Source organism: Dactylosporangium darangshiense (assembly GCF_039537565.1).
Lineage (GTDB): Bacteria > Actinomycetota > Actinomycetes > Mycobacteriales > Micromonosporaceae > Dactylosporangium > Dactylosporangium darangshiense.
Genome location: NZ_BAABAT010000059.1, coordinates 1 through 23,904 on the forward strand (window position 1 = coordinate 1; position 23,904 = coordinate 23,904).

Annotated in this window: 22 protein-coding genes; 15 read left to right on the forward strand and 7 right to left on the reverse strand. The window is 71.4% G+C overall.

All coding sequences use genetic code 11. The annotated features are described in order from the left end of the window. From ABD901_RS51490 to ABD901_RS51540, 11 genes are all read left to right on the forward strand, one after another. The coding region (locus ABD901_RS51490; RefSeq protein WP_345141306.1) for a phosphopantetheine-binding protein at positions 1-284 on the forward strand (284 nt) is incomplete at its 5' end. Further along, positions 284-2,665 carry a non-ribosomal peptide synthetase gene (locus ABD901_RS51495; protein ID WP_345141309.1) on the forward strand — a complete coding sequence of 794 codons (2,382 nt, stop codon included), beginning with the start codon at positions 284-286 and terminating at the stop codon, positions 2,663-2,665. The genes ABD901_RS51490 and ABD901_RS51495, both read left to right, overlap by 1 nt. Positions 2,666-2,725: 60 nt before the next feature. Then, entirely contained in the window at positions 2,726-3,724 is a 999-nt protein-coding gene (gene gntD, locus ABD901_RS51500; RefSeq protein ID WP_345141312.1) for a guanitoxin biosynthesis L-enduracididine beta-hydroxylase GntD, read from the forward strand. 79 nt (positions 3,725-3,803) lie between these two features. After that, positions 3,804-4,952 carry a macrolide family glycosyltransferase gene (locus ABD901_RS51505; RefSeq protein ID WP_345141314.1) on the forward strand — a complete coding sequence of 383 codons (1,149 nt, stop codon included), beginning with the start codon at positions 3,804-3,806 and terminating at the stop codon, positions 4,950-4,952. Between the two features lie 89 nt (positions 4,953-5,041). Then, positions 5,042-5,980, forward strand: coding sequence for an ABC transporter ATP-binding protein (locus ABD901_RS51510; RefSeq protein WP_380139274.1), 939 nt, complete (start codon positions 5,042-5,044; stop codon positions 5,978-5,980). Further along, positions 5,977-7,545, forward strand: coding sequence for an ABC transporter permease subunit (locus ABD901_RS51515; RefSeq protein ID WP_345141318.1), 1,569 nt, complete (start codon positions 5,977-5,979; stop codon positions 7,543-7,545). Before ABD901_RS51510 ends, ABD901_RS51515 begins: the two co-directional genes overlap by 4 nt. Further along, the gene (locus ABD901_RS51520) at positions 7,542-8,345 is read left to right on the forward strand and encodes an ABC transporter permease (RefSeq protein WP_345141320.1); all 804 of its coding nucleotides are present in this window, start codon (positions 7,542-7,544) and stop codon (positions 8,343-8,345) included. Before ABD901_RS51515 ends, ABD901_RS51520 begins: the two co-directional genes overlap by 4 nt. A 22-nt stretch (positions 8,346-8,367) precedes the next feature. Continuing rightward, positions 8,368-9,882 (forward strand): carbamoyltransferase C-terminal domain-containing protein, encoded by a 1,515-nt coding sequence (locus tag ABD901_RS51525; protein ID WP_345141323.1) that lies wholly within the window; start codon positions 8,368-8,370, stop codon positions 9,880-9,882. After that, positions 9,879-10,844, forward strand: coding sequence for a sulfotransferase domain-containing protein (locus ABD901_RS51530; RefSeq protein ID WP_345141327.1), 966 nt, complete (start codon positions 9,879-9,881; stop codon positions 10,842-10,844). Before ABD901_RS51525 ends, ABD901_RS51530 begins: the two co-directional genes overlap by 4 nt. 131 nt (positions 10,845-10,975) lie before the next feature. Continuing rightward, the gene (locus ABD901_RS51535) at positions 10,976-12,136 is read left to right on the forward strand and encodes a sensor histidine kinase (protein WP_345141330.1); all 1,161 of its coding nucleotides are present in this window, start codon (positions 10,976-10,978) and stop codon (positions 12,134-12,136) included. Further along, complete coding sequence (locus ABD901_RS51540; protein ID WP_345141333.1) at positions 12,133-12,825, forward strand: response regulator; 693 nt, start codon at positions 12,133-12,135, stop codon at positions 12,823-12,825. Before ABD901_RS51535 ends, ABD901_RS51540 begins: the two co-directional genes overlap by 4 nt. Before the next feature lie 112 nt (positions 12,826-12,937). Here the strand turns inward: ABD901_RS51540 and ABD901_RS51545 are convergent, their stop codons facing one another. Continuing rightward, positions 12,938-13,180 carry a hypothetical protein gene (locus tag ABD901_RS51545; protein WP_345141335.1) on the reverse strand — a complete coding sequence of 81 codons (243 nt, stop codon included), beginning with the start codon at positions 13,178-13,180 and terminating at the stop codon, positions 12,938-12,940. A gap of 83 nt (positions 13,181-13,263) precedes the next feature. Here ABD901_RS51545 and ABD901_RS51550 point away from each other — a divergent pair, with 83 nt between their 5' ends. After that, on the forward strand, positions 13,264-14,085 hold the full coding sequence (locus ABD901_RS51550) for a DUF1295 domain-containing protein (protein WP_345141337.1): 822 nt from the start codon (positions 13,264-13,266) through the stop codon (positions 14,083-14,085). A gap of 115 nt (positions 14,086-14,200) precedes the next feature. Here the strand turns inward: ABD901_RS51550 and ABD901_RS51555 are convergent, their stop codons facing one another. Together ABD901_RS51555 and ABD901_RS51560 are read right to left on the reverse strand one after the other, a co-directional pair. Next, positions 14,201-14,797, reverse strand: a complete 597-nt coding sequence (locus ABD901_RS51555; RefSeq protein ID WP_345141340.1) for an SDR family oxidoreductase — start codon at positions 14,795-14,797, stop codon at positions 14,201-14,203. Continuing rightward, complete coding sequence (locus ABD901_RS51560; protein ID WP_345141343.1) at positions 14,746-16,008, reverse strand: MFS transporter; 1,263 nt, start codon at positions 16,006-16,008, stop codon at positions 14,746-14,748. The genes ABD901_RS51555 and ABD901_RS51560 overlap by 52 nt, the downstream gene beginning before the upstream one ends. A 71-nt stretch (positions 16,009-16,079) precedes the next feature. Here ABD901_RS51560 and pdxR point away from each other — a divergent pair, with 71 nt between their 5' ends. After that, the gene (gene pdxR / locus ABD901_RS51565; protein WP_345141345.1) at positions 16,080-17,495 is read left to right on the forward strand and encodes a MocR-like pyridoxine biosynthesis transcription factor PdxR; all 1,416 of its coding nucleotides are present in this window, start codon (positions 16,080-16,082) and stop codon (positions 17,493-17,495) included. Positions 17,496-17,647: 152 nt separating this feature from the next. Here pdxR and ABD901_RS51570 read toward each other — a convergent pair whose 3' ends face one another. After that, positions 17,648-19,102 (reverse strand): MFS transporter, encoded by a 1,455-nt coding sequence (locus ABD901_RS51570; RefSeq protein ID WP_345141347.1) that lies wholly within the window; start codon positions 19,100-19,102, stop codon positions 17,648-17,650. A 217-nt stretch (positions 19,103-19,319) separates the two neighbouring features. On the opposite strand from ABD901_RS51570, the gene ABD901_RS51575 reads away from it, so the two are divergent. Further along, complete coding sequence (locus tag ABD901_RS51575) at positions 19,320-19,766, forward strand: MarR family winged helix-turn-helix transcriptional regulator (protein WP_345141350.1); 447 nt, start codon at positions 19,320-19,322, stop codon at positions 19,764-19,766. A 166-nt stretch (positions 19,767-19,932) separates the two neighbouring features. Here ABD901_RS51575 and ABD901_RS51580 read toward each other — a convergent pair whose 3' ends face one another. Together ABD901_RS51580 and alr are read right to left on the reverse strand one after the other, a co-directional pair. Further along, complete coding sequence (locus ABD901_RS51580; protein ID WP_345141354.1) at positions 19,933-20,877, reverse strand: D-alanine--D-alanine ligase family protein; 945 nt, start codon at positions 20,875-20,877, stop codon at positions 19,933-19,935. Next, the gene (gene alr, locus ABD901_RS51585; RefSeq protein WP_345141357.1) at positions 20,874-22,046 is read right to left on the reverse strand and encodes an alanine racemase; all 1,173 of its coding nucleotides are present in this window, start codon (positions 22,044-22,046) and stop codon (positions 20,874-20,876) included. Before alr ends, ABD901_RS51580 begins: the two co-directional genes overlap by 4 nt. Positions 22,047-22,551: 505 nt before the next feature. On the opposite strand from alr, the gene ABD901_RS51590 reads away from it, so the two are divergent. Further along, positions 22,552-23,007 (forward strand): sugar O-acetyltransferase, encoded by a 456-nt coding sequence (locus tag ABD901_RS51590; RefSeq protein WP_345141360.1) that lies wholly within the window; start codon positions 22,552-22,554, stop codon positions 23,005-23,007. A 46-nt stretch (positions 23,008-23,053) separates the two neighbouring features. Here the strand turns inward: ABD901_RS51590 and ABD901_RS51595 are convergent, their stop codons facing one another. Further along, positions 23,054-23,869: a polysaccharide deacetylase family protein gene (locus ABD901_RS51595; RefSeq protein WP_345141364.1), complete on the reverse strand. Its 816-nt coding sequence runs from the start codon at positions 23,867-23,869 to the stop codon at positions 23,054-23,056. Between the last annotated feature and the right edge of the window lie 35 nt (positions 23,870-23,904).

The window sequence follows — 23,904 nt, forward strand, 5'->3', positions numbered from 1 at the left end:
CCTACCAAGCGCCCACCACCCCCACCGAAGAACTCCTCACACACATCTGGACCGAACTGCTCCACCTCGACCAGATCGGCATCACCGACAACTTCTTCGACCTCGGCGGCCACTCACTGCTCGCCACCCAAGCCATCACCCGCACCCGCACCACCTTCAACATCGGCCTGCCCCTCGCCACCCTCTTCGACCACCCCACCATCAAAGAACTCGCGCAGGTCATCACGCAGGAGCTGATCGGCGCGGACGCGGACGCCGACGACTACGAAGGGTTCGAGTTCTGATGGCCGGCGCCGACCTTGGCGACGTCGACGTCGCGGTGCCCGCCGCGGTCACGGACCGGCTGCGCGGGCTCGCACGGCAGCATGACGCGACCCTGTTCACGATCGCGGCCGCCGCCTACGCCGTGCTGCTCCAGCGGTACTGCGGCCAGGACGAAATGCTCATCGGCGCCTCCGTCACCGGCAGCACGCTGCCGTTGCGCATCCGCCTCGACGGCGATCCGACCTTTACCGAGCTGCTGGCCGGCACCCGCGGCACCATCCTCGACGCCCAGGCCCACCCGGACCTGCCGCCCGAGGCCCTCGGCCCAACGGCGGTCCGCGCCCTGGTGCGGTGGGCCGGGGCCGGCGAGCGCCCGGCGGCGGGCCGGTGGCATCTCACGCTCACCCTGGCCGAGGCCGAGGACGGGATGCGCGGTGCGCTGCGGTACAGCACCGAGCTGTTCGACCACACCACCATCGAACGGCTCGCCGGCCACCTGGGGATTCTGCTGGAGTCGGTCGCGCTCGATCCCGATCGGCCGGTGTCCCGGCTGCGGCTGCTCAGCGAGGCCGAGCAGCGGTGGCTGCGGGAGTCGCAGTCCGCCGTCGCCGAGCTGCCCGCGGTCGACGGCATCCACGAGCTGTTCGCCGCCCGGGCGCGGACGTGCCCGGACACCGTCGCGGTGCGGTTCGGGGAGGACAGCCTGACGTACGCCGAACTCGACCGGCGGGCGAACCGGCTCGCCCACCGCCTGCGCGGGCTCGGCGTCGGGCCGGACACCGTGGTCGGGTTCTGCCTGCCGCGCGGCATCGACGTGGTGGTGTCGATCCTGGCGATCTGGAAGGCCGGCGGTGCCTACCTTCCGCTGGATCTGAACGATCCGGCCGGCCGACGCCGGCGCATGCTCGCCCAGAGCCGCGCCCGCCTGCTCATCACCGACCGGGCCACCGCCGCCACCGCGGCCGACCCAGGCGGCGATGTCGCGACGCTCATGCTCGACGACCCCGCGATCGCCGCGCAGCCCCCGACCGCGCCGGCGGTCCGCGTCCATCCGGAGCAGGCGGCGTACGTCATCTACACCTCCGGCTCCACCGGCCAGCCAAAGGGCGTCGTCAACACCCATCGGGGCCTGCTCAACCTCACCACGACCCTGCAGCCGCAGGCCGGCACCCATCCGGGCCGCACCGCGCTGCAGTTCGCCGCCTTCACCTTCGACGCCGCGGTGTTCGACGTCGCCGTGAGCCTCACCGCCGGCGCGACCCTCGCCATTGCCACCCCCGCCGAGCGCGCCGACCCCGCCGAGCTCGCCCGGCTCCTCCACCGCCTCGACGTCCGGTCGGTGAGCATCGTGCCCTCGCTGCTCGCCGCGCTGCGGCCCGGGGACCTCCCGGCCGGCGCCACCGTCATCGTGGGTGCGGAGGCGCTGCCGGCGAACCTCGCCCAGGCCTGGGCGTCGCAGTACACGTTGCGCAACTGCTACGGCCCCACCGAGGCCAGCGTCATGACCACGTTCAGCACGATCGGTGCCGGCACCGCCCGCCCGCCGATCGGCCGCCCGCTGCCCAACACCCGCACGCACCTGCTGGACCGGTACCTCAACCTCGTCCCGGTGGGCGTCGCCGGCGAGGTGTTCATCGGCGGGGTCGGCGTGGCCCGCGGCTACACCGGCCAGCCGGCCCGTACTGCCGAGCGGTTCGTTCCCGATCCGTTCGCCGGGGACGGGTCGCGGCTGTACCGCACCGGGGACCTGGCCCGGCGCCTGTCGGACGGCCAGCTGGACTTCCTCGGCCGGGTCGACCATCAGATCAAGGTGCGCGGCCACCGCGTCGAACCCGCCGAGATCGAGCGGGCCTTGACCGACCATCCGCGGGTGGCCGCCGCCGTCGTCACCGCCCACGGTGACACCGACGCCCGGCGCCTCGTCGCCTACCTGGTGCCCGCCGGCGGTGACCTCCCGGCGGCGGATCAGCTGCGCGAGCATCTGCGCGCCGCGCTGCCCGAGCACATGATCCCCGCCGTGTTCGTCGAGCTGGCCAACCTGCCGCTCAACCGCAACGGCAAGCTCGACCGGGCCGCGCTGCCGGCGGCCGCGGCCGTCCGCCCGGTCCTGTCGGGCGACTACCGGGCCCCGACGACCCCGACCGAGGTGGCCCTCGCCGGCATCTGGGCCGAGGTCCTCGGCGTGGACCGGGTCGGCACCACCGACGACTTCCTGGACCTCGGCGGCCAGTCGTTCCTGGCGATCCGGGTCATCACCCGCATCCGCACCGTACTGGGCGCCGACCTGCCCATCGCCGCCCTCTTCGAGCACGCCACCGTCGGCGCCCTCGCCAAAGCCGTCACGCAGGTCGTGATCGGCGGCGGCGCCGATGTCGAGGAGTACGAGGAGTTCGAGTTCTGAGACGCACCGCGCACGACACCCCGGCCAGCCGACCAATCGAGCGAGAAAGACGCGACCCGCATGGACATTCTGAGCATTGACGCCGCCGAGCTTCGGGTCATCGAGAAGCTGCTCGACGAGTGCGTTGACGAGCTGGAGGACGTGGAGTCCGACAGCGCGCTGCGCCGGATCACGGTCCTGGCCCACGAGCTGCCGACGCGCATCCGCGCGGCGCTCAACGACTATCGCCTGGAACGGACGGCGGCCCTGTTCGTCATCAGCGGCTACATCGTCGACCAGGACCGGGTGGGCCCGACGCCGAAGCACTGGCGTCACCGCGCCGAGGCCGACACCCGCCGCGAGGAGGTGCTGCTCGCGATGGTCAGCTCGCTGGTCGGTGACCCGTTCGGCTGGAGCACCCAACAGGACGGGCGGCTCATCCACGACGTCATCCCGATCCAGGGGCACGAGCACGAGCAGCTCGGCAGCAGCAGCGAGACGCTGCTGACGTGGCACACCGAGGACGCGTTCCATCCGTTGCGCGGCGACTTCCTGTCGTTCCTGTGCCTGCGCAACCCGTACGCCGCGGCGACCACGATCGGCTACGTCGACGCCCTGCGGCTGCCGGACGCCACCCGGGCGGTGCTGTTCGAGGACCGGTTCCACATCCTGCCCGACAACTCGCATCTGCCGAAGCACAACTCCACCGACGGCGCGGAGGTCTTCTCCACCGTCGAGGAGATGCACCGCAGTCCCGATCGGGTCGCGGTCCTGTTCGGCGACCCGGACCAGCCCTACATGCGGGCCGATCCGTACTTCATGAGCGTCGACGAGGGCGACGCCGAGGCCCGCGACGCGCTCGGCGAGTTCACCGAGCAGATCGACAAGGCGATGTTCGACCTCTGCCTGGCCGACGGTGACATCGCGTTCCTGGACAACTTTCGGCTCGTGCACGGCCGCAAGCCGTTCCAGGCCCGCTACGACGGCACCGACCGGTGGATCAAGCGGATCAACATCACCCACGACCTGCGCAAGTCCCGCGCATCCCGGCCCGGCCTGGCGAACCGGCTGATCCGCTGACCCCGGCGCCCGTAGACGCAGGCGCTCCGACGAGAGGATGGATGGACCGTTGTCGCACATCGCAGTTCTGGTTCCACCGATGATCAGCCACGTCAAGATGACCCTGGGCCTGGTGCGGGAGCTCGTCGATCGGGGACACCGCGTCACCTACCTGAGCATCCCGGCGTTCGCCGACGAGGTAGCGCCGACCGGGGCGGACTTCGTCCCGTACACCTCCACGCTGCCCGTCGCCAACGGGTTGCCCCCGCGGGCGGCCAACCGGCTCGACATGATCGAGCAGTTCCTCACCGAGCAGGAGTCCCTGTTCCCGCAGCTGCGGTCCGTCTTCGAGAAGGACCGGCCCGACCTGCTGCTCTGCGACCGCGCGTCGGACGCCGTGCGGATCCTCGCCGACGACCTGGGCATCCCGTTCCTGATCTTCTGTACCGCGGTCGTGCCGCCGCAGGACCAGGGCGAGCGCCGGACGCGGCAGGCGGCCGGGGTGCTGGACGACCCGCGGGGCGCGGAGCTGCACCAGCGGCTTCGCGCCTGGCTGGCGGACAACGGCCAACCGGACGCGGATCCCTGGTTCTGGCTGGACGAGCCGGAGCGGGCGCTGGCGCTGATCCCCCGATGCATGCAGCCGGCATCAGAGGCGGTGAACACCAACCGGTACACCTTCGTGGGCTGGTGCGGCGACCGGCCCGGTCCCGATGACGGCTGGAGCCGCCCGGACGGCGTCGCCCGGGTGGTGTTCGTCTCCCTCGGCACGGTCTTCACCGACCGGGCGGGCTTCTACCGCGACGCCATCGCCGCGTTCGCCGACCGGCGCGGCTGGCATCTCGTACTGCAGATCGGCCGCCACGTCGACGAGGCCGCGCTGGGCCCGGTCCAGGCGAACGTCGAGGTGCACCGGTGGGTGCCGCAGACCAGCGTGCTGGCGGCGTGCGACGTGTTCGTGACCCACGGCGGGATGGGCAGCAGCCTCGAGGGCATTCGCAGCGAGACGCCCATGATCGTGGTGCCGCAGTCGCTCGACCAGTTCAGCAACGCCCGGCGCCTGGTCGACCTCGCCGTGGCGCGGCAGCTCGACACTGACCGGGTGACGCCGCGGCGGTTGCGCGCGACGGCCAAGAAGCTGGTGGGCGACCGGAAGGTCGCCGGCCGGCTGGCCGAGGTGAGCGCGCAGATCCGCGCGGACGGCGGGCCGGCTTACGCCGCCGACCTGGTGGAGAAGTGCCTTCCGTGAGCATCCCCCGTGCGGGGGATGCCGCGGCCGGCAAGATAGCTCGCGCCCGTGACAGCTTGGCGGGCCGCGGGCTCCCTAGGCTCACCAGTATGCCCAATATGACCATCGAGGTGCGCCAACTGACGAAACGGTACGGTTCGACGCTGGCCGTGGACGAGCTCAGCTTCGTCGTCGAGGCGGGGAAGGTCACCGGCTTCGTCGGACCCAACGGTGCAGGCAAGTCCACCACCATGCGGATGATGCTCGCCCTCGACACCCCGGACGAAGGCGCGGTGCTCATCGGTGGCCGACCGTACCGGACGCTGCGCGAGCCGGCCCGCACCGTCGGAGCGCTGCTCGACGCCGAGGCGGTCCACCCCGGCCGGCGCGCCTGCGACCATCTCCTGTGGATGGCGCAGTACAACGGGCTGCCCCGCCGCCGGGTGGCCGAGGTGCTGGAGCTCGTCGGACTGACCTCGGTGGCCCGCAAACGCGTCGGCGGCTTCTCCCTCGGCATGCGGCAGCGGCTCGGCATCGCCGGGGCGCTCATCGGCGACCCGCCCCTGCTCATCCTCGACGAACCGGTCAACGGGCTCGACCCGGAGGGCATCCAGTGGATCCGCGGCTTCCTGCGCGATCTGGCCGCCGAGGGCCGCACCGTGCTGGTGTCGAGCCACCTGATGAGCGAACTGCAGGACACCGCCGATCATCTGCTCATCGTCGGGCGCGGTCGGCTGCTCGCCGACACCAGCGTCAAGGAGCTGCTGGACCAGACCTCCGGCAACCAGGTGAACGTGCGCACCAGCGCCCGGACCAAGGCGGTCGACCTGCTCAGCAACGCCGGCGCGACGGTGGCGGTGACCGGTCCGGAATCCCTGACCGTCGAGGGCATCGACGTGGAGCGCGTCGTCGCCGTTCTCACCGGCGGCGACGTGCCGTTCTCCGAGATCGGCCGGCACCGGGCGTCGCTGGAGGACGTCTACATGAAGATGACCCGCGAGTACACGACGTTCGCCGCGCCGGCGCCGGACGCGGAGGACTGGGCATGACCGGTTCGCAGCAAGGCGGAGAGGCCGGCCGGCCGGGGCTCACGTCGCAGCTCGTCCGGCCGGAGCCCGGCGAGCCTCGCCCGACCGCCGAGCACTCGCCGGGGCTGGCCCGAATCACCGGCCGGGCGGTCCGGGCGGAGTGGACCAAGCTCACGTCGGTGCGCAGCACCGGCCTCGCCGTGCTGGCCATCGTCGCCTTCACGATGCTGCTCAGCATCCTGTCGGCATCGCTGAGCTCCAGCCCCGTCAACGACGGCGTGCTCAAGGTCGACCAGTTCCATTTCGTGCATCAGCCGATGAGCGGCGATGCAACGGTGACCGCCCGGGTGGCGGCGCAGACCGCGAGCGCCCCGTGGGCCAAGGCCGGGATCATGGTGAAGGCCGACGCGACGAGCGGTTCGCCGTACGTCGCACTGATGGTCACCCCGCGACACGGCGTGCTCATGCAGGCCGACGCGAAGACCGAGCTGACCGGACGGGCGACGGGCGCCCCGATGTGGCTGCGGCTGACCCGCTCCGGGCAGACCTTCGCCGGCGCCACATCCGCCGACGGCCGCACCTGGACACCGGTCGGCACCCTGACGGTCGCGGACCTGCCCTCCTCCGCCGAGGCCGGGATCTTCGTCGGCTCCCCGCCGTACGTGCACTTCGTCACGGTCAACGACAACAGCACGAAGCAGTACGACCCGACCCTCGGCGAGGCGACGTTCGACCACGTCGCGCTCGGCGCCGCGGCCGGGTCGAAGGACTGGCGCGACACCGACGTGACGCCGCCGCCGACCGATCCGCCGCCCCCGCCCTACGACTTCGGGCTGCCGTACATCCCGCCCGTCCAAGGCGGCAGCGTCTGGCACGACGACGGCACGGTCACGGTGCGCGGCGGCGGTGACATCGGCATGGCCGGCATGGGCGGCATCAACCTGGCCGACATGGACCGGGTCAAGGGCAGCCTCATCGGCGTCCAGTTCGGGCTCATCGGCGCCATCGCCGTCGGCGTGCTGTTCATGACGTCGGAGTTCAAGACCCGCACGATCGGCACCACGTTCGCCGCCAGCCCGCGGCGCGGCGTCATGCTGGCCGCGAAGGCGATCGTGCTCACCGGGTTCGTGTTCCTCACCGGCCTCATCGTCGGCCTGGCCGCGTTCCTCATCACCCGGCCCATGCAACGCCGCAACGGCTACCGACCCCCGGCCTATCCGGAGCCGTCGATCACCGATCCGGCGGTGATCCGCGCGATCCTGGGCACGGCGGCGTTCCTCGCCCTGATCGCGCTGCTGAGCCTGGCGGTCGGCGCGATGCTGCGGCGGACCGCCGGCGCGCTGCTCATCCTGCTGACCCTGATGGTCGTGGTCCCGAGCATCACGCCCGGCATCTCCAGCGGGGCGGACGCCTTCGTCCGCCGGGCGACGCCGATCGCGGGGATGTCGATCCAGCAGACGATGGCGTTTCCGCCGGGCTCCACCGAGGCGGTGACCGGACCGTGGACCGGCTTCCTGGTGCTGTGCGCCTACACCGCGGTCGCGCTCGCCGGGGCTTTCTGGCTGCTGCGGAGGCGGGACGCGTGAGACATGCGCTGTACGCGGAGTGGACGAAGCTGCGCACGCTCGTCGGCAACGTCTGGGCGATGATCGCCGTGGCCGGGCTGCTCATCGCCGGAGCCGTGATCGTGGTCGAGAGCATCAACAAGCCGGGCTGCAAGGGCAGTCCCGAGGGCTGCCCGCCGCGCGACACGGCCGCGCTCATGCTGTCCGGGGTGCACTTCGCGCAGATCGCCGCGGTCGCGCTCGGCGTGGCGCTCGTCAGCGCGGAGTTCCATCCGCGGATGATCCGCACCACGTTCGCGATGCAGCCGCGACGCGGCACGGTGTTCGGCGCCAAGGCCGCCGTCGTCGGCGCCACGGTCCTCGGCTGTGCGCTGCTGGGCGTCGTCGGCGCGGTGCTCGTCGGCCGCCCGCTGCTGACCGGCCGGGGCCTCACCGCGGAGCTCGGGTTCCGGCAGCTCGCGCTGTCCAGCGGCACCTTCCAGCGGTCGGTGCTCGGCACGGCGCTGTACCTGATGCTGGTCGGGCTCCTCAGCGTCGGCGTGGCCGCCGCCATCCGGCACGCCGGCGCCGCGATCGGCTCGATGCTCACCCTGCTGTACGGGCCGTATCTGGTTACCGTGCTGGTGCCGATGTCCACCCGTGCCCTGCACGGGGTGCAGGACGCGTCGCCGATGATGGCCGGCCTGGCCGTGCAGACCACGGTCACTGGGATGAGCACCGCGGCGCCGCTGCATCCGTGGGCGGGGCTCGGGGTGCTGGGCGCCTACGCCGCCGCGGCGCTCGTGCTCGGCGGCGTCCTGTTCCGGGTGCGGGATGCCTGACCATGTTGATTGACCGACACAGATGGCTTTCGATACCGTCGACGAGCACGGCTACGGGGGGAACTACATGATTATTGCCGGCCTGCGGTCTGCCCGCGGCAGCAGCGTCGCGGTGATCCGCGACAGTATCTTGGCGTTCGGTACCGACATCGACGACGGCGTCGAGCCCGACCACATGCAACGGCTGCTGTCCGACCAACGGTTCGAGATCGACGAGGTCGACGCCTGGGCGCTCGACGATGGCCCGGACGCTCGCGCCGACGCGGACCTGACCGGTGTCGAGCGCCGGCTGGAGCTGCCCGGGCCGAGCCGGTCCTCCACCGGCTACGGGCATGTGGCGTGTCAGCTGGCCGCGGCGTACTGCAGCAGCCCGTTCGCGGCGGCCGGAGCCCCGTCGCTCGTCCTGGTGTGGGACAGCGGCCGGAGCCCATTGCTGTACCACGTCGACGACGCCGGGAAGGTCGAGCCGGGCGGCACGCTCGCGGCGCCCCCCGACGCGGCCCTGACCGCGCTCGGCGGGCGCCTCGACGGGCCGAGGCGCGCCGCGGGCGTCCCGGACGGGGACATCAAGGAGTCGCTGCGCGAAGTCTTCGCCGCGCCGGGCGACGGCGACTTCGCCGACGAGCTCGACAAGCACGCGGCCCGGCTCGGCGCGGAGCCCGACGACGTGGCGGCGAGCGCGCACGAGCTGATCGCGGACCTGCTCGCCGAGCGGCTCGCCGACCGGGCCCGGGAATGGATCGGCGGCGCGGCGTTCAACCTCTGCTTCACCGGGTCCATGGCCCTGGACATCCGGTGGAACGGCGTCCTGCGCGCGCATCCGATGGTGGCCGCAATGTGGGTACCGCCATTTCCCGGCGCGTCGGGCACGGCGTTCGGCGCCGCGGCGCTGCGGGCCGGCCGCGGCAGCGGGCTGCGCGCGATCGGCTGGGACCTGCGCTGCGGCCCGGCGGCGCGCCGCACCAACCATGTCCCCGCGGGCTGGTCGGTGGCGCCCTGCCGCCCGGAGGAGCTGGCGCGGCTCATGCACCGCACCGGCCGGCCGGCCGTGGTCGTAGCCGGGCGGGCCAAGCTCGGCCCGCGTGCGCTGGGCAGCCGCAGCATCCTGGCGCCGGCGACCGACGCGGCCACCGGCGCGCTGCTCGACCGGCTCCGCGCCCGCGGGGACTGCGGGCCGGCGGCACCGCTGTGCCGGGCCGAACGGGCCGCCGACGTGTTCGACCCCGGCTTCCCGGACCCGTTCATGCAGTTCGAGCACCACATCCGCGAGGAGTGGGCGGACCGGCTCCCGGCGCTGCGCGGCGCGGACCGGCTGCAGACGGTCACCCTCGCCGACGATCCGGTCCTGGCGACGCTCCTGCGCGAGTACGAGATCTGGAGCGGCGTCCCGGTGTTGTGCACGGCCGGGGGCGGGGGCGTGATCTTCGCCGACGCCGCGTCGGCAATGCAGTGGGGCGAGATCGGGCTGGTCTGGAACGACGGCGTGCTGTACCGCCGGACGGCCGGCCTCGAGGCAGATGCGAGGGAGATCCGATGAGCAGCGCGCCGAGGGCGATGGTGATCTCGTGCATGAAGGCCGGGACGCACCTGGTGCAGGAGCTGATGCTGAACCTGGGGTACCGGATCGTCGGCGCACCCCGGCCGACCCCGCACGCGGCCCCGCGGCTCGACACCGAACAGCGCAAGGCCGTCGCCGCGCTCGTGCTGTCGAAAGCCGACTACGACGAGGTCCTGCAGCTGGAGGGCACGCCGCTGTTCGCCGAGCGCACGGACGAGGCCTGGTCCGCGCTGCTCTGGCACTGGCAGAGCCGGCTCGGGCAGCCGGTCGTCAACCGCTACGGGCAGACCCGGCTCGACTTCGCCGAGGAGACCATCACCAACCCGTACCTGCCCTATACCCGCTTCGCGGACACGCCCAGCGGCCTGTGCTGGATCTTCCACGAGCTGGACCTGCACCGGGCGGACGGCAACTTCCTCAGCGAGTGGGTGGAGACCTCGTCCCCGCCGCTGATCTACAACTACCGCGACCCCCGGGACGTGCTCGTCTCGATGATCAACTTCTTGGAGGGGCGCACCGAGTCCGGCTACGGCAACTTCTTCGAGGCCGAGATCTACAGCGCGATCCTCGCCAGCAAACCCACGTGGGAGGAGAAGATCGACTACGCGCTGAGCGATCCGGTGTTCCTCGGCCACCACGCGTTCGAGCGGGCGCTGTGGCTGCTGAACCACCCGAAGGTGCTCAACGTGCGGTACGAGGACCTCATCGGCGAGCGCGGCGGGGGCTCCCATGCGCGGCAGATCGAGACGGTGAACCGGGTCCTGCAGCACCTGGGCTCCCGGGAGGACGCCGAGGCGGTGGCGGCGACGGTCTACAACCCGGACGCGTGGAGCTTCTACCGCGGGCGCACCGGCGGCTGGCGGGAGCGGTTCACCCCGCGCAACATCGCCCGGTTCCGCGAACGGTACGGCGACGTCCTGGAGTGCTACGGCTACGAATGAGCCGGCGCGGTCCTGTTCACCTGGTGCGGCGACCACCTGGCCGCCGGCTGGCTGGCGGCCTACCGGGCCCGGCGAGCCACGCGGGGATGAGGTCGCGCGCGACGACGGGGTGAGGGCTGACAATGGACGGCGTGTTCCCTACGCGCGACGCCATCGGTGCGATCCGCCGCGTCGCCGCCGCGCCGTGGCTGCCGGCCGTCGGCGCGGCGCTGCTCGCCACGGCCGGGCTGGCCCAGGTCCTCGTCCATCCCGGCCGGCCCGCGACCGACCTGATCGCCGGCCTGGTGCTGGCGCTGTGCACGACGGCGCCGGTCGCGTTCGTGCGCTCCCACCCGCTGCCGGCCGCCGCGGCCGGGACCGTCGCCGTGCTGCTCACGCTCGGGCTCGGCCACCCGCCGACGCTCGGCGGGCTGGTCGCGCAGGCCATCGTGCTGTACTTCGTCGGCGCCCACCACGCCTACACCGCGGTGCTGTTCGCCGTGCCGTACGTCGCCTACGCGGTCGGGCCGGCGGAGTCCCGGGCCGGCGGCAAGGTGCTCGGTGTCGCGCTGCTCGTGGTCGCCGGAGGCGCCCTGGCGGTCGGCGGGGTGCGCCGCGCCCGGGCCGAGGCCGTCGACCACACCACGGCCGACAGCGCCCGCGCCGATCTGGGGCACGCGTACGCGGCCCGCGAGGAGCGCGCCCGCATCGCGCGGGAGCTGCACGACATCGTCGCGCACCACATCTCCTCGGTCTCGGTTCAGGCGGAGACGGTCCGGCTGACGACGCCGGGGCTGTCCGCGGACGCCGCCGCCCGCGTGCTCGCCATCGGCGAGACGGCGCGGCTGGCGCTCACGGAGATGCGCCGGCTGCTGGGCGTCCTGCGCGACGACGCGGGCCCGGACGAGGCCGATCTGCCCCAGCCCGGGCTGCAGGACCTCGTCACGCTCGTCGACGAGGCCCGCGATCGCCTGGGCACGCGGGTCCGGCTCATCGTCAGCGGCCCGGTCCGCCGGCTGGAGCCCGGGCTCGAGCTGACGGCGTACCGGGTCGCACAGGAGGCGCTCACCAACAGCCGCCGGCACGCGCCCGGCGCCGCGGTCGACATCGAGCTGCGCTACCGCGAGCACTCCCTGCTGGTGAGCGTCTGGGACGCCGGCGGGGCGGCGGGCCCGCCCTCGGAGGGCGGCCACGGGCTGCTCGGCATGTGGGAGCGGGTCGCGATGGCCGGAGGCACGCTGCACACCGGCCGCGGCCCGGTCGGCGGCTTCGTCGTGCAGGCCGTCCTGCCGGTGCCGGGCGGTGCGCGGTGACCGCCGCGGGCGCCGCGCCGGTGCGCATCGTCGTCGTCGACGACCAGGAGGTGGTGCTGGCCGGGTTCGCCGCGCTGCTCGGCACCCAGCCCGACTTCACCGTCGTGGGCACCGCCGAGAACGGCGCCGAGGCCGTGCGGATCTGCCGCGAGCTGCGCCCCGACCTGGTGCTCATGGACGTGCGCATGCCGGTCATGGGCGGCATCCAGGCCACCCGGCAGATCCTGGCCGACACCGCGGCCGGCCCGGCTCCCCGCGTCGTCGTGCTCACCACCTTCGACCTCGACGAGCACGTCTACGCCGCGCTCAGTGCGGGCGCCAGCGGCTTCCTGCTCAAGGACATGGCCGCGGAGCGGCTGTTCGAGGCGGTCCGGGTCGTCGCCGCCGGCGAGGCGCTGCTCGCGCCGAGCGTCACCCGGCGGCTCATCGGCGAGTTCTCCCGGCTGCGCCCGCTGGCCGACGCCGCGGCGGTCCCGCTCACCGTGCTCACCCCGCGGGAGACGGACATCCTGCGGCTCATGGCCGAGGGGCTGTCCAACGGCGAGATCGCCGACCGGCTCGTGGTCAGCACCGAGACCGTCAAGACACACGTGAGCCGCGTGCTGAGCAAGCTCGGTGTGCGGGACCGCGTGCAGGCGGTCATCGTCGCCTATGAGACGGGCCTGGTGGTACCGGGCTTCACCCAATAGCCACGGCGAATCGCCGGGCCGGCGGCTACGCCGAGGGTGACCGGCGGCGGACATGGCGTGGCCCGGGAGTCACGGACCGCTACCACGACGGACATCGCGGTAGCTCGGCGCTTCAAGAGGGTTCGCGCAGCGCCCTGTGGGGTTCGAGACAACGCTCGACGCTGCCGCCGGTCATTGCAGCGCGCGCCGGTAGCGCACCTCCAAGGATGCGCTCCCAACCCTGGCGCCGCAGGCCGACGTCCAAGCCATCGAGGTAGTCCTGCGTTATCAGCCCCCGGTAAGCGGACTGCCACGATTGAACATGGACATGCGCGATTGCTGCTGCATCGCCGACATCGGCGCGTCGAATCTGCATTTCAGGAATCTTGGCAGCCGACGACCCCGAGAACGGCAGAAGCAGCGCATGCCTGGCGGGCCGGCCACTGGCTATCATGATCTATGCCCGCGTTGACCGTCTGCCTCTGGATCTACGCCGGGGCCTGCGCCGGTACCTGGCTGCTGTCGGTGCTGACCCGGGAGAACTCCTGGGTCGACCGGATCTGGTCGGTCATCCCGGCCGGGTACCTAGCCGTATTCGCCGGCGCCGCCGGTTTCCGCGATCCGCGCCTGGACACCATGCTGCTCCTCGTCGTCCTCTGGGGCGCGCGGCTCACCTTCAACTTCGCGCGCAAGGGCGGGTACGCCCGCGGCGGCGAGGACTACCGCTGGGGCGTGCTGCGCGGGCGGATGTCCCGGTGGCAGTTCTGGCTGTTCAATCTCTTCTTCATCACGCTGTACCAGAACGCCATCCTGCTGCTGATCTGCCTGCCGGCTTTGACCGCGCTGGAGCACCGCACCGCCTTCGGCGTGCCGGACGCGCTCGCCGCCGCGCTGTTCCTCGCGTTCCTGGCCGGCGAGACCATCGCCGACCAGCAGCAGTGGGACTTCCACCGGTTCAAGCGGGCGGAGGCGGCGGCCGGCCACGAGCCGCTCCCGAGGTTCCTGAGCACGGGCCTGTTCCGGTACTCCCGGCACCCCAACTTCTTCTTCGAGCAGGCGCAGTGGTGGGTGGTCTTCGCGTTCGGCGCGATCGCGGCCCGCTCGCCGTGGCAGCCGACAGTACTCGGAGCGGTGCTGCTCACCCTGCTGTTCGTCGGCTCCACCCGGTTCACCGAGAGCATCACGCGCTCCCGGTACCCCGAGTACGCCCAGTACCAGCAGACCACCTCGCCGGTGGTGCCCTGGTTCCCGAAGCGGCGGCCGGAGGCCCGGGTGTCCTGAGCAGACTCGCGTTGCCTCCGACCCGCACCGACTCGACGACGGCGCGGCGCAGCGACACCCAGATTATTCAGGGTCTCCTAAACCCGGGGCCGGGGAACCCGGGCCCCGGGTGTTCTCAATCGGTGATGACGATGACGCCCGACGGCGCGTCCAGCAGCTCGACGGTCCGCTCGGCAGCGCGGTCGATCTGGACTCGCGGATCCGCCGGCGGATCCTCGTTGTAGGTGCCGGGGCCGTAGAACTGGCCATAGCTCAGCACGACACCGCCCTCGGCGAGCACGGAGCGCTCCAGCTCCAGTACGGCTTGGGCGTCGGGCCCCTCGGGTAGCGACCATGCCACGGTCTGGGCCAGAATCCGGGGTGATCCACTTTGCCGCGCGGCGTCGATCAGGTTCTGGTTTCCTTCCGTACGGATGCGGGCGTTGCGCTGCGCGTGGGCGCCGATGCTTGCCGCGTCGTCGGGCAGATCGGTCAGCTCGTTGAGGATCACGTGGGGTGCGAAGTCCCGAACGGCCTTGATCAGGGCGTCTCGGTCGAAGACGTCGCAGACGATCGGTTCGGCGCCGAGTTCGCGCAGCTGCTCGGCCTTGCCGGCCGAGCGGGTCATGCCGCCGACGACATACCCGGCCTTGACGAGCAGGGGGATCAGTCGCAGTCCGATCACGCCGGACGCTCCGGCGAGGAATACGCGCTGGTGGTGGGTGGAGGGCATGTGTCTACCTTGCTTTCTTCCCAGTTGGTACGCCGCTTGAGGCGTCGTTGTGCGGTAAGGCTGATCAGGGCGAGGAGCACGACCACGGCGCTGTACCCGCCGACGGTCGCAACGACACCCAGAACGTCGGTGAGCGCTCCGGCGATCACCACGGGCGCCCCGAGTCCGAGGTACGAGACGACATAGATTCCGGCGACGGCTCCCGCGCGCTGGTCCGGGTCGACGAGCGGGACGATCAGGCCCAAGGCGGCCGTGAAGGCCGCACCGAACCCGAGGCCGGCGATCGCCTGCCCGGCGAACATCGTGGCGAGGCTGCCGGCCGCGGCGCCGACGGCGATACCGACCGGACCGATGATGGACGCGATGATGCCGGCGGTCATCGCGGTACGCGCGCGGACGTTGGCGAACGACAGGCCGACGACCACCGAGACCGCCGGCGCGATGAACCCGGCGAGCCCGTCGAGCAGGCCGCTGTCGCGGTGGAAGACGCTCTGAACCATGCTCGGGGCCAGGCCTCCGGAGAGCCCGGCGAGCATCCAGACCGCGGCGATCACCGGTGCCGCGGCGAGGAACTCGGTGCGGGCCCTGGGCGCAACGGCGACATTGGGGATCATCGAGCCGAGCGCACCGGGCCCGCGGCCGATCGTCTCGGGCGACAAGAGGATGGCGATGCCGCCGACGACGGTCAACGCGATGAGCGCGACGAACACGATGGTGTTGGCGTGCGGCGTGAGCTGGATGCCCAGGCCGGCGAGCAGGGAACCCGCGGCCAGGCCTCCGGTGAGCCCGACACTGCCAAGGAGCGGGCCGAGACGTTTCCGCTGGGCCGGCGCGAGCTCGACGAGGACCGCGGTGAACGCTGCGGTTGCCGCGCCGCTGGCCACCCCCTGCACGACCCGGCCCGCGATCACCCAGCCGATGCCGGGGGCGAAGAGGAACATCAGGTTTGACGCGAGCTGCACGACCAGGGCGCCGAGCAGTACCGGCCGCCGCCCCAGGTGGTCGGAGAGTGATCCCAGGGTGAGGGCGGCGGCGAGGAACCCGATCGCATAGACCGCGAAGGCCAGCGTGAGCAGCACCGGCGGGAAACTCCACGCTGTGCGGTAGACAACCAGCAGCGGGGTCAGGGCGCCCGCGGCGAGATAGAGGCTGTTGAACGCGAGCGCGGCACCTGCCAGGGCCAGACCGGGGGAAATCCGATGGGACGACACGGGAACTCCTAGATCCGACGTTGTACCTTCCACGCTAGGGAGCAAATGGTCTGGTAGTAGAATCCATTTCTGTGGGAGAATCGCAGACCAATTCGCTCGCTGAAGCCGGCGTCGACCTCTACCTGGAGCTGACCGGCAGCGGACTACGGTCAGGGCTGTCCGACGCCCTGCGCGAGGCGGTGCGCTCGGGCCGATTGGCGCCGGGGACGCGCCTGCCCGCGTCGCGCACGCTGGCCACCGACCTCGGCGTCTCCCGCAGTACCGTCACGCAGACCTACGCTGAACTGGTCGCGGAGGGATGGCTTACCGCGCGGCAAGGCTCCGGCACCCGGGTCGCCCGGCGGGCCGAACCACGCCGCACGCCCACCGTGGCCGCACCGAAGCGGCCCCGGCCGACGCGCGGTTTGATGCCCGGCGCCGCAGACTTCGCAGAGTTCCCGCGCACCGCCTGGCTCGCCGCCGCCCGCCGGGTGCTGAGCGCGGCGCCGCACGACGCCTTCGGGTACGGCGATCCCCTCGGCCGCATGGAACTGCGCATCGCTCTGGCCGGCTACCTCGCCCGGGTCCGCGGCGTGTCGGCCGACCCGGAGAGCATCGTCATCTGCTCCGGCTTTCACCACGGCCTGACACTGATCGCCCAGGCGCTCAAAGCACGCGGCACCCGATCGGTCGCCGTCGAGGCCTACGGCCTGGATCTGTACCGTGCGCTGCTGCTCGACGCCGGCCTGACCATCCCACCGCTCTCGGTCGACGACCAAGGCGCGCGAGTCGACGAGCTGCTCGCCTTGAAAGGCGTCGGCGCCGCCCTGCTGACCCCCGCCCACCAGTTCCCCACCGGAGCCGTCCTGTCTCCGGAACGCCGGGCGGCCGTCCTCGACTGGTCCCGTACCACCGGCGCCCTGATCCTGGAGGACGACTACGACGGCGAGTTCCGCTACGACCGCAAGCCCGTCGGCGCCATGCAGGGCCTCGACCCGGACTGCGTCGTCTATTTCGGCACGGCCAGCAAGTCACTGGCACCGGCCCTCCGCCTGGCCTGGATGGCAGTGCCCGGCCACCTCCTGCCGGAGGTCGCGGCCGCCAAGGGACGCGTCGAGACGGTCAGCGTGCTCGAACAACTGACCCTCGCCGACTTCATCACCTCAGGCGCCTTCGACCGCCACGTACGCACCCGCCGCCAGACCTACCGCCGCCGCCGCGACCACCTGATCGCCGCCCTGGCCCGCAACGCCCCCGACGTCCACGTCACCGACACCCCGGCCGGCCTCCAGGCGGTACTCCGGCTCCCATCGCACACCGAACCCGCGGTCCTGGCGTCCGCCGGCCGCCAGGGCCTGCAGATCAGCTCCCTCTCCGACTTCCGCCACGAGTCACTGACCAGCTCACCCTCACCTGACGCCCTGGTAGTCAACTACTCGGCCGTCTCGGACAGCGCCTGGGAAACCACCCTGACCTCACTCTGCAACGCCATGCCTCAGCGCCCCTGACCCGCCGGCCGACGGCGATGGCCCGAACCTTGACGATGTTTCGCCGCTGGCGAGCAGGGCCTCCGGCCCTGATGACGTAGGCGACGCGGATCTGGCGACCCTGCTTGATCGGACCGCCCGCTACTACCGTATGCAGAGCCGGCCCGCCGAAGTCAGGCCCGGGCGTGACCGGTACGGCGCCGGCCTCGACGGGGCAGTACCAGGAACACGACGCCTGCCGCGCCGACCAGCAGGCCCATTGCCCACCAGCTGGCGACGTGGAGCCCGTGGACGACCCCATCGACGGTCGATGCGTGGTGACTCGCGAGATAGGCGGCCGCCGCGTTGCTGGCGATCGTGCTCAGCAGGGCGGTGCCGAGGGAGGCTCCGACCTGCTGCGAGGTCATGACCATTGCGCCGGCGACAGCCGTATCGGGGCCGGCATCTTGGGTTGCGGTGCTGTTGGCGGTGACCAGCACCCACCCGGTGCCCAGACCGACGAGCAGAAACACCGGCATGATGTGCGGCCAGTAGCCGCTCTGGACATCAGCAAAGCTCAGGAGCGCCAGTCCCCCGGCAATGACCAGAAGTCCCGCCGGCAGCAACGATACGGCTGAGGCCCGAACAAGGAGAGGGGCGGCCGCCCGGACTCCGACCATCAGACCCACCGTCAAGGGAAGGAAGGCAAGTCCGGCCTTGACCGGCGACCATGCGCGTACGTCCTGCAGGTAGAAGGTCAGGAAGAACAGGGCAGCGAACATGCCGATCGCGAGGCTCAGAACAGCCAGATAGGACCCGCCGCGGCGGCGATGCAGCACGACTCGCAGCGGGAGCAACGGCACAGACGTGCGCGCCTCAACGACGACGAAGGCTGCCAGCACCACTGCGCCGGACACGAGCGAGCCGATTGTCGCCGCGGCACCCCATCCGTCGGTCGCCGCCTTGGCGAACCCGTAGACCACCGCCATCAGGCCCAGTGTGGCGAGGAGAGCGCCGGCCACATCGACTCGTCGGTGAACCGGTGCGGCCGGGCGCACCGCATAAGCGGCGACGGCGGCGGCGATCGCCGCGACGGGGAGATTGACGAACATGCACCAACGCCAGTCGAGGTACTGCGTGAGCACGCCGCCGAGCAGGACGCCGATGCCCGAGGAGCTGCCCATGACGGTCCCGTAGATACCGAACGCCTTGGCCCGCTCCGCCGGCAGCGGGAATGTTGCGGCCAAGGTGGCGAGGACCGAGGGGGTCATCAGGGCTCCGAAGATGCCTTGGCCGGCTCGCGCGCCCAGCAGCATCGCAGTGTTGACGGCCGCTCCGCCGACCGCGGACGCGATCGCGAAACCGGCTAGACCGATCAGCAACGTACGTTTACGCCCGATCGCCTCCGAGACCCTGCCGCCCAGCAACAGCAGGCCGCCGTAGGCCAGCGCGAAAGCCGTGATGACCCACTGGCGGCCGGCGTCCGACAGACCGAGGTCACGCTGGGCCGATGGAAGCGCGATGTTCATGATTGTCAGGTCAAGACCGATCATCAGCTGGGCGGTCGCAACCGCGACAAGCGCCCACCATCGGCGCGCAGAGACGATCCCGGCCGGATGGTTGGCCACGGATGTATCGGTGGCAGTCATGCGGAACCTCACAGGTAGTCGGTCGGTGAGCGGCGCCGGGTGACTGGCCTGACGTGATGCGGCGGCACCCGAGTAGGTCCACGGCAACAACCTTCGGTTGCCGGCTAGCGAAAAACATTAGCCGGCAAATCATTAGCCGTCAACCGAACGGCCGTGGCATCGCCCGACCGCTAACCTGGGAGCGCCTGACCGGTTCGCTGAACATCGAGGAGTAGCCGTGACCCAGCTCACCGACACCTACACGGACGCGTCGAAGTCTTTCCGCGCCGTCCTGACGGTGATCCTGCGGCGCCACGGCCTGCATCTCGGCCAGAATCTCGTCCTGACAACACTGATGGAGCGCGACGGCCAGACCCCGGGCGAGGTTGCCGCCGGCCTCAACGTCACAACGCCGACGATCGTCAAGATGGCCACCCGCATGGCATCGGCCGGATTACTGGTACGGCGCCGGGACCTGGCCGACAACCGACTCGTCCGGCTGTTTCTCACCGACAGCGGGCGCGATCTCTCCGATCCGCTCAATGGTGACCTGGAGGACATCGAGGCTCGCCTGACCGCCGGTCTCTCCGAGAACGAACGCGCTACCTTGCTGGCACTGATGGACCGCGTGACAGCAAATGCCCGAGCACTTCTGGCCGAATGGAACGAACCCATCGACCACTAGCCTCAGGCACTGTGGCTCTGGTGCGTTCGCTGCTCGGCAAGATCCAGGCAGGCTTGAACGGTGCAGCGTCCAAGCCGGTGGCCGCACCGGACCGCACGGACGACCATCGCCGGACACGCCTTCATGCGGAACCTTCGCCGCGGCCACTACGAACTCGGATGAGCTCCTACCGCGCGAGCGCCGCCTGGACGAGCTCGGTCAGCAGCGCGGTGTAGGAGATGCCGACCGCCGCGAACATCTTCGGCACCTGGGACTGCTCGGTCATGCCCGGCGTCGTGTTGACCTCGTTGAGCACCAGGCCGGTGTGCGTGAGGAAGAAGTCGAGCCGCGCCACGCCGGCGCAGCCCAGCGCCTCGAACATGGTCAGCGCGGCGGTCTCCAACCGGGTCAGTTCGTCCGCATCGAGCACCGCGGGCAGCCGGAACTGCGCCGTCCCGCCGTACTTGCGGTCCGTGTCGAAAATGCCTCCGTCGGGCACGACGATCTCCAGCGGGGGGCCGATCAGGTGGCTCCCGTCCGGCCGGCCCAGCACGGCGATGTCGATCTCGCGCCCGTGCACGACCTCCTCGACCAGCACCCGGTCGTCCAGGGCGAGCGCCGCCGCCAGCGCCGCGTCGAGGTCCGCCTCGTGGTCCACCCGGGTGACCCCGTAGCTCGATCCGGCCGCGACCGGCTTCACCACGACCGGCAGTGGCGGCAGCGACCGCGGACCTTTGCCGGTGACCAGCGCCGCGGTCGCCGTCCGGATGCCGAGCGCCTCGGCCACCAGCTTCGTCGCCCACTTGTCCATGCCGATCGCACCGGCGCGCACGCCCGATCCGACGTACGGCACACCGGCGAGCTCGCACAGCGCGGCGAGGGTCCCGTCCTCGCCGCGCGGCCCGTGCACGAGCGGGAACACGACGTCGGCTTCCGAGACGACGTGGAGTGGAACGGGCTCGCCGCCGGGCCGGATCCACAAACCCTGTTCCGTGATCGTGATGGACTCGACCTCGTAGCGTTCGCGGTCCAGCGCCCCGGCGACCGATGCCGCGGTAGCGATGGAAACCGAGTGCTCGCAGTTCTGGCCGCCGCCGATGACCATCACGCGGGGCCGGTTGTTCGTGCTCATGCATCCCTCACATAGGTACGGATGATCCGTTGCCCGATCCGGGCGACGATTTCCTGTTCGATCGTGTCCGCCCAGCGCGCCCAGTCCGCGACGGTCGGCTCGCCCTTCGCGCCGGGCCCGAACACCGTGGCGACCTCGCCGGGCACCACCGGCTCGTCGCCGACGTCGATCACGATCTGGTCCATGGAGACGGCCCCGACCAGCCGGCACCTGCGGCCGCGCAACAGCACCTGGCCGGTGCCGCCGGCCGAACGCGGGATGCCGTCGGCGTACCCCAGCGGCAGCAGGGCGAGGCGGGTCGCCCGCAGGGTCACGTGCCCGTGCCGGTAACCGACCGCGGTGCCGGCCGGCACGTCCCGCACCGACACCACCGGGGCGAACAGCGACATCGTCGGCAGCAACGCGGTGCCGCCGGACGGGTCGATGCCGACCAGCCCGGCGCCGATCCGGGACAGGTCGTAGTGGGTGCGCGGGTCGGTCAGGGTCGCGGCCGTCGTGGCAAGGTGCCGTATCCCCGGCGCGAGCCCGGCACGGCGCACGGCGACGAGCCCGCGCTCGAACGCCAGGCGCCCGGCGGGGTTGTGCGGGTCGTCCGGGTCGTCGGCGCATGCGAGGTGCCCCATGACGCCCACGAGTTGCACCGGTCCCCGGGAGACCGCCGCGGCGATGCGACGCAACAGGTGCGGCCATTCCGCGGCGGCAGCGCCGTCGCGGGCCATGCCGGTGTCCAGATGCAGGTGGATGCGGGCACGGCGGCCGGTACGGACGGCGGCCGCGGTGACGGCGTAGAGGTGGTCGACGCCGGGCACGGCCAGGTCGACCCGGTGCCGCAGGGCGGTGTCGAAGTCGGCATCCACGGCGTTGAGCCAGCTCAGGATCGGGGCGGAGAGCCCGGCCGTGCGCAGCTGCAGAGCCTCGTCCACCGAGGTCACCCCGAGCCAGCCGGCCCCGCCGGCCAGGGCGGCGCGGGCGAGGGGCACGGCTCCATGACCGAACCCGTCGGCCTTCACCACGGCCATCAGTCCGGCCGCGTTGCGCTGCGCGAAGAGCCGCGCGTTGTCCTGCACCGCGGAGAGGTCGACGACGGCCGTGGCCCGGCCCCTCGTCATCCGCGGCGGATCCATGGTCGGCGCGGCCGTGCGGTTGCCGGCCGGGCTGGTGGGACTCATCGGGCCTCTCATGAACAACTCGGTACAGGAACTCGCGCCCGCCCCCATCACAGCGCCTGCGCGTCAACGTTCGGTCGCCGCGGCGCCGACAGCGGGCGCTGCGGAGGCTGGCACAGCCAGGTCTGCACGACGGCTACAGCCGGGGCCGCCAGCCGCATCGTGAGGAGATTCGTCAGGGAACGGTGCACAGCAACCACGGCCGATCATGCTTCGGATCGGGCCGTTAAGGAGCCGTCAGGGATGCCCTTATGAAACCTTTATCCCTGCTGTACCAGCCTTGCCGCCGGAAGCAGCGGTTCGACCGGCGGAGGCCGCGGTGCGGCGATGACGCCGAAGACGACCGCGACGATGCACACAGCGGGCCAGACGCCCGGCACGCGCCTGGGCGCCGGCCACCGCCATGCCGGCCAGGCGAGTGCGTATGCGGACGCGGCGACAAGACATTGACGGAGGATGTGCGAGTGGCCCATGTACGCCGATTCACGACTGCCGTATGGAGTGCGTCGTGAATTCATATCGGGCGCAGCAGCTCCTGCAGCTGATCAACGCGATGGACCCGGCGGACCAGGACGGGCGACGCAGGTTGCTGGCCGAGCTGTTCGGCGCATTCGGGGAGGGCAGCGAAATCCGGCCGCCGGTGCAATGCGATTACGGCCATCGCATTTTCGTCGGCGTTCGTTGCCGGGCCAATCCGGGCCTGACAATTCTTGACGCGGCCACCGTCACCATCGGCGACGACGTGCAGATCGGCCCGAATGTGCAGTTGCTGACGGAAGGCCGGGACGCGGCATTGCCGATCGTGATCGGTGACAACGTGTGGCTCGGCGGCGGCGTGATCGTCTGTCCCGGCGTGACGATCGGGCCGGACACCGTGGTCAGCCCCGGATCGCTGGTGGTGGGGGACCTACCCGAGCGGGTGGTGGCCGCGGGCTCGCCGGCGCGCGTCATCCGGCAGCTGTAGACGCGTGCGGGGGCTCTTAGCGCTGGCGTGAGCTGGACAAGCGGCTTCAGGCGATGTAGTCCTCGAGCAGCGCCGGGGTGAGCCCGGCCTTCGAGATGGCTTGTAGCACGGCTAGGAAGTCGTCGATGAATGCCGGGCGGAAGTGCATCAGCACGATGTCGCCGGCCTTGACCGTCTGCCCTTCCTGGTACCGCACGATGCCCTTGTCCGTCGTCTCCTTCCAGAAGAACGCCGCCTTCATCCCGCAGTCGTGCACGACCTTGAGAGTGGTGGCATCCTTGTCGCCGAACGGCGGACGGAACAGCACGGGCCGGCGCCCGTAGAGCTTGCCGAGCTCGTCGGCGGAGCCGCAGATCTCGTGCTTCTGCACGTCGTACGACTTGCCCTTGAGGTCGGGGTGGCTGATCGTGTGTGCCTCGATCACGGCGCCGGTCTGTTGGAGTGCCGTGAAATACCCCGGATCGGCCTTGATGGCGTTGATCTCCAGGAACAGCGTCACCGGCACGTGCGCGGCGCGGAACAGCTCGACCGCCTCCGGTACCTTTGTCCAGCCGTCGTCGATGGTGATGAAGGCCACCGGCTGGTTGGTCGGGACGGCGCTGTACCAGCCCGCGGACGGTCCGGCCGGCACGGTGATCGCCTTCGGCGCCGGAGGGGCCGGAAACCGCGGAATCCGGGCCAGCTGCGCTGCGGTGAGCCCGGACCCGCGCGAAGCCTCCGACCCGGCCCCCGAGCCCGACGCGTCCGGTCTCCCCGCCCCGCCAGGCTCCGCGCCCTTCCCCGACGTTTCCGCGCCGCACCCGGCAACCAGCGTGCAGACGACCAGCAACGCGCCCAGCGGCCCGCGGAGACGAGAGAACATGTGCTGTGCGGCTCCGCTCGACGAGGGTTCGGAAC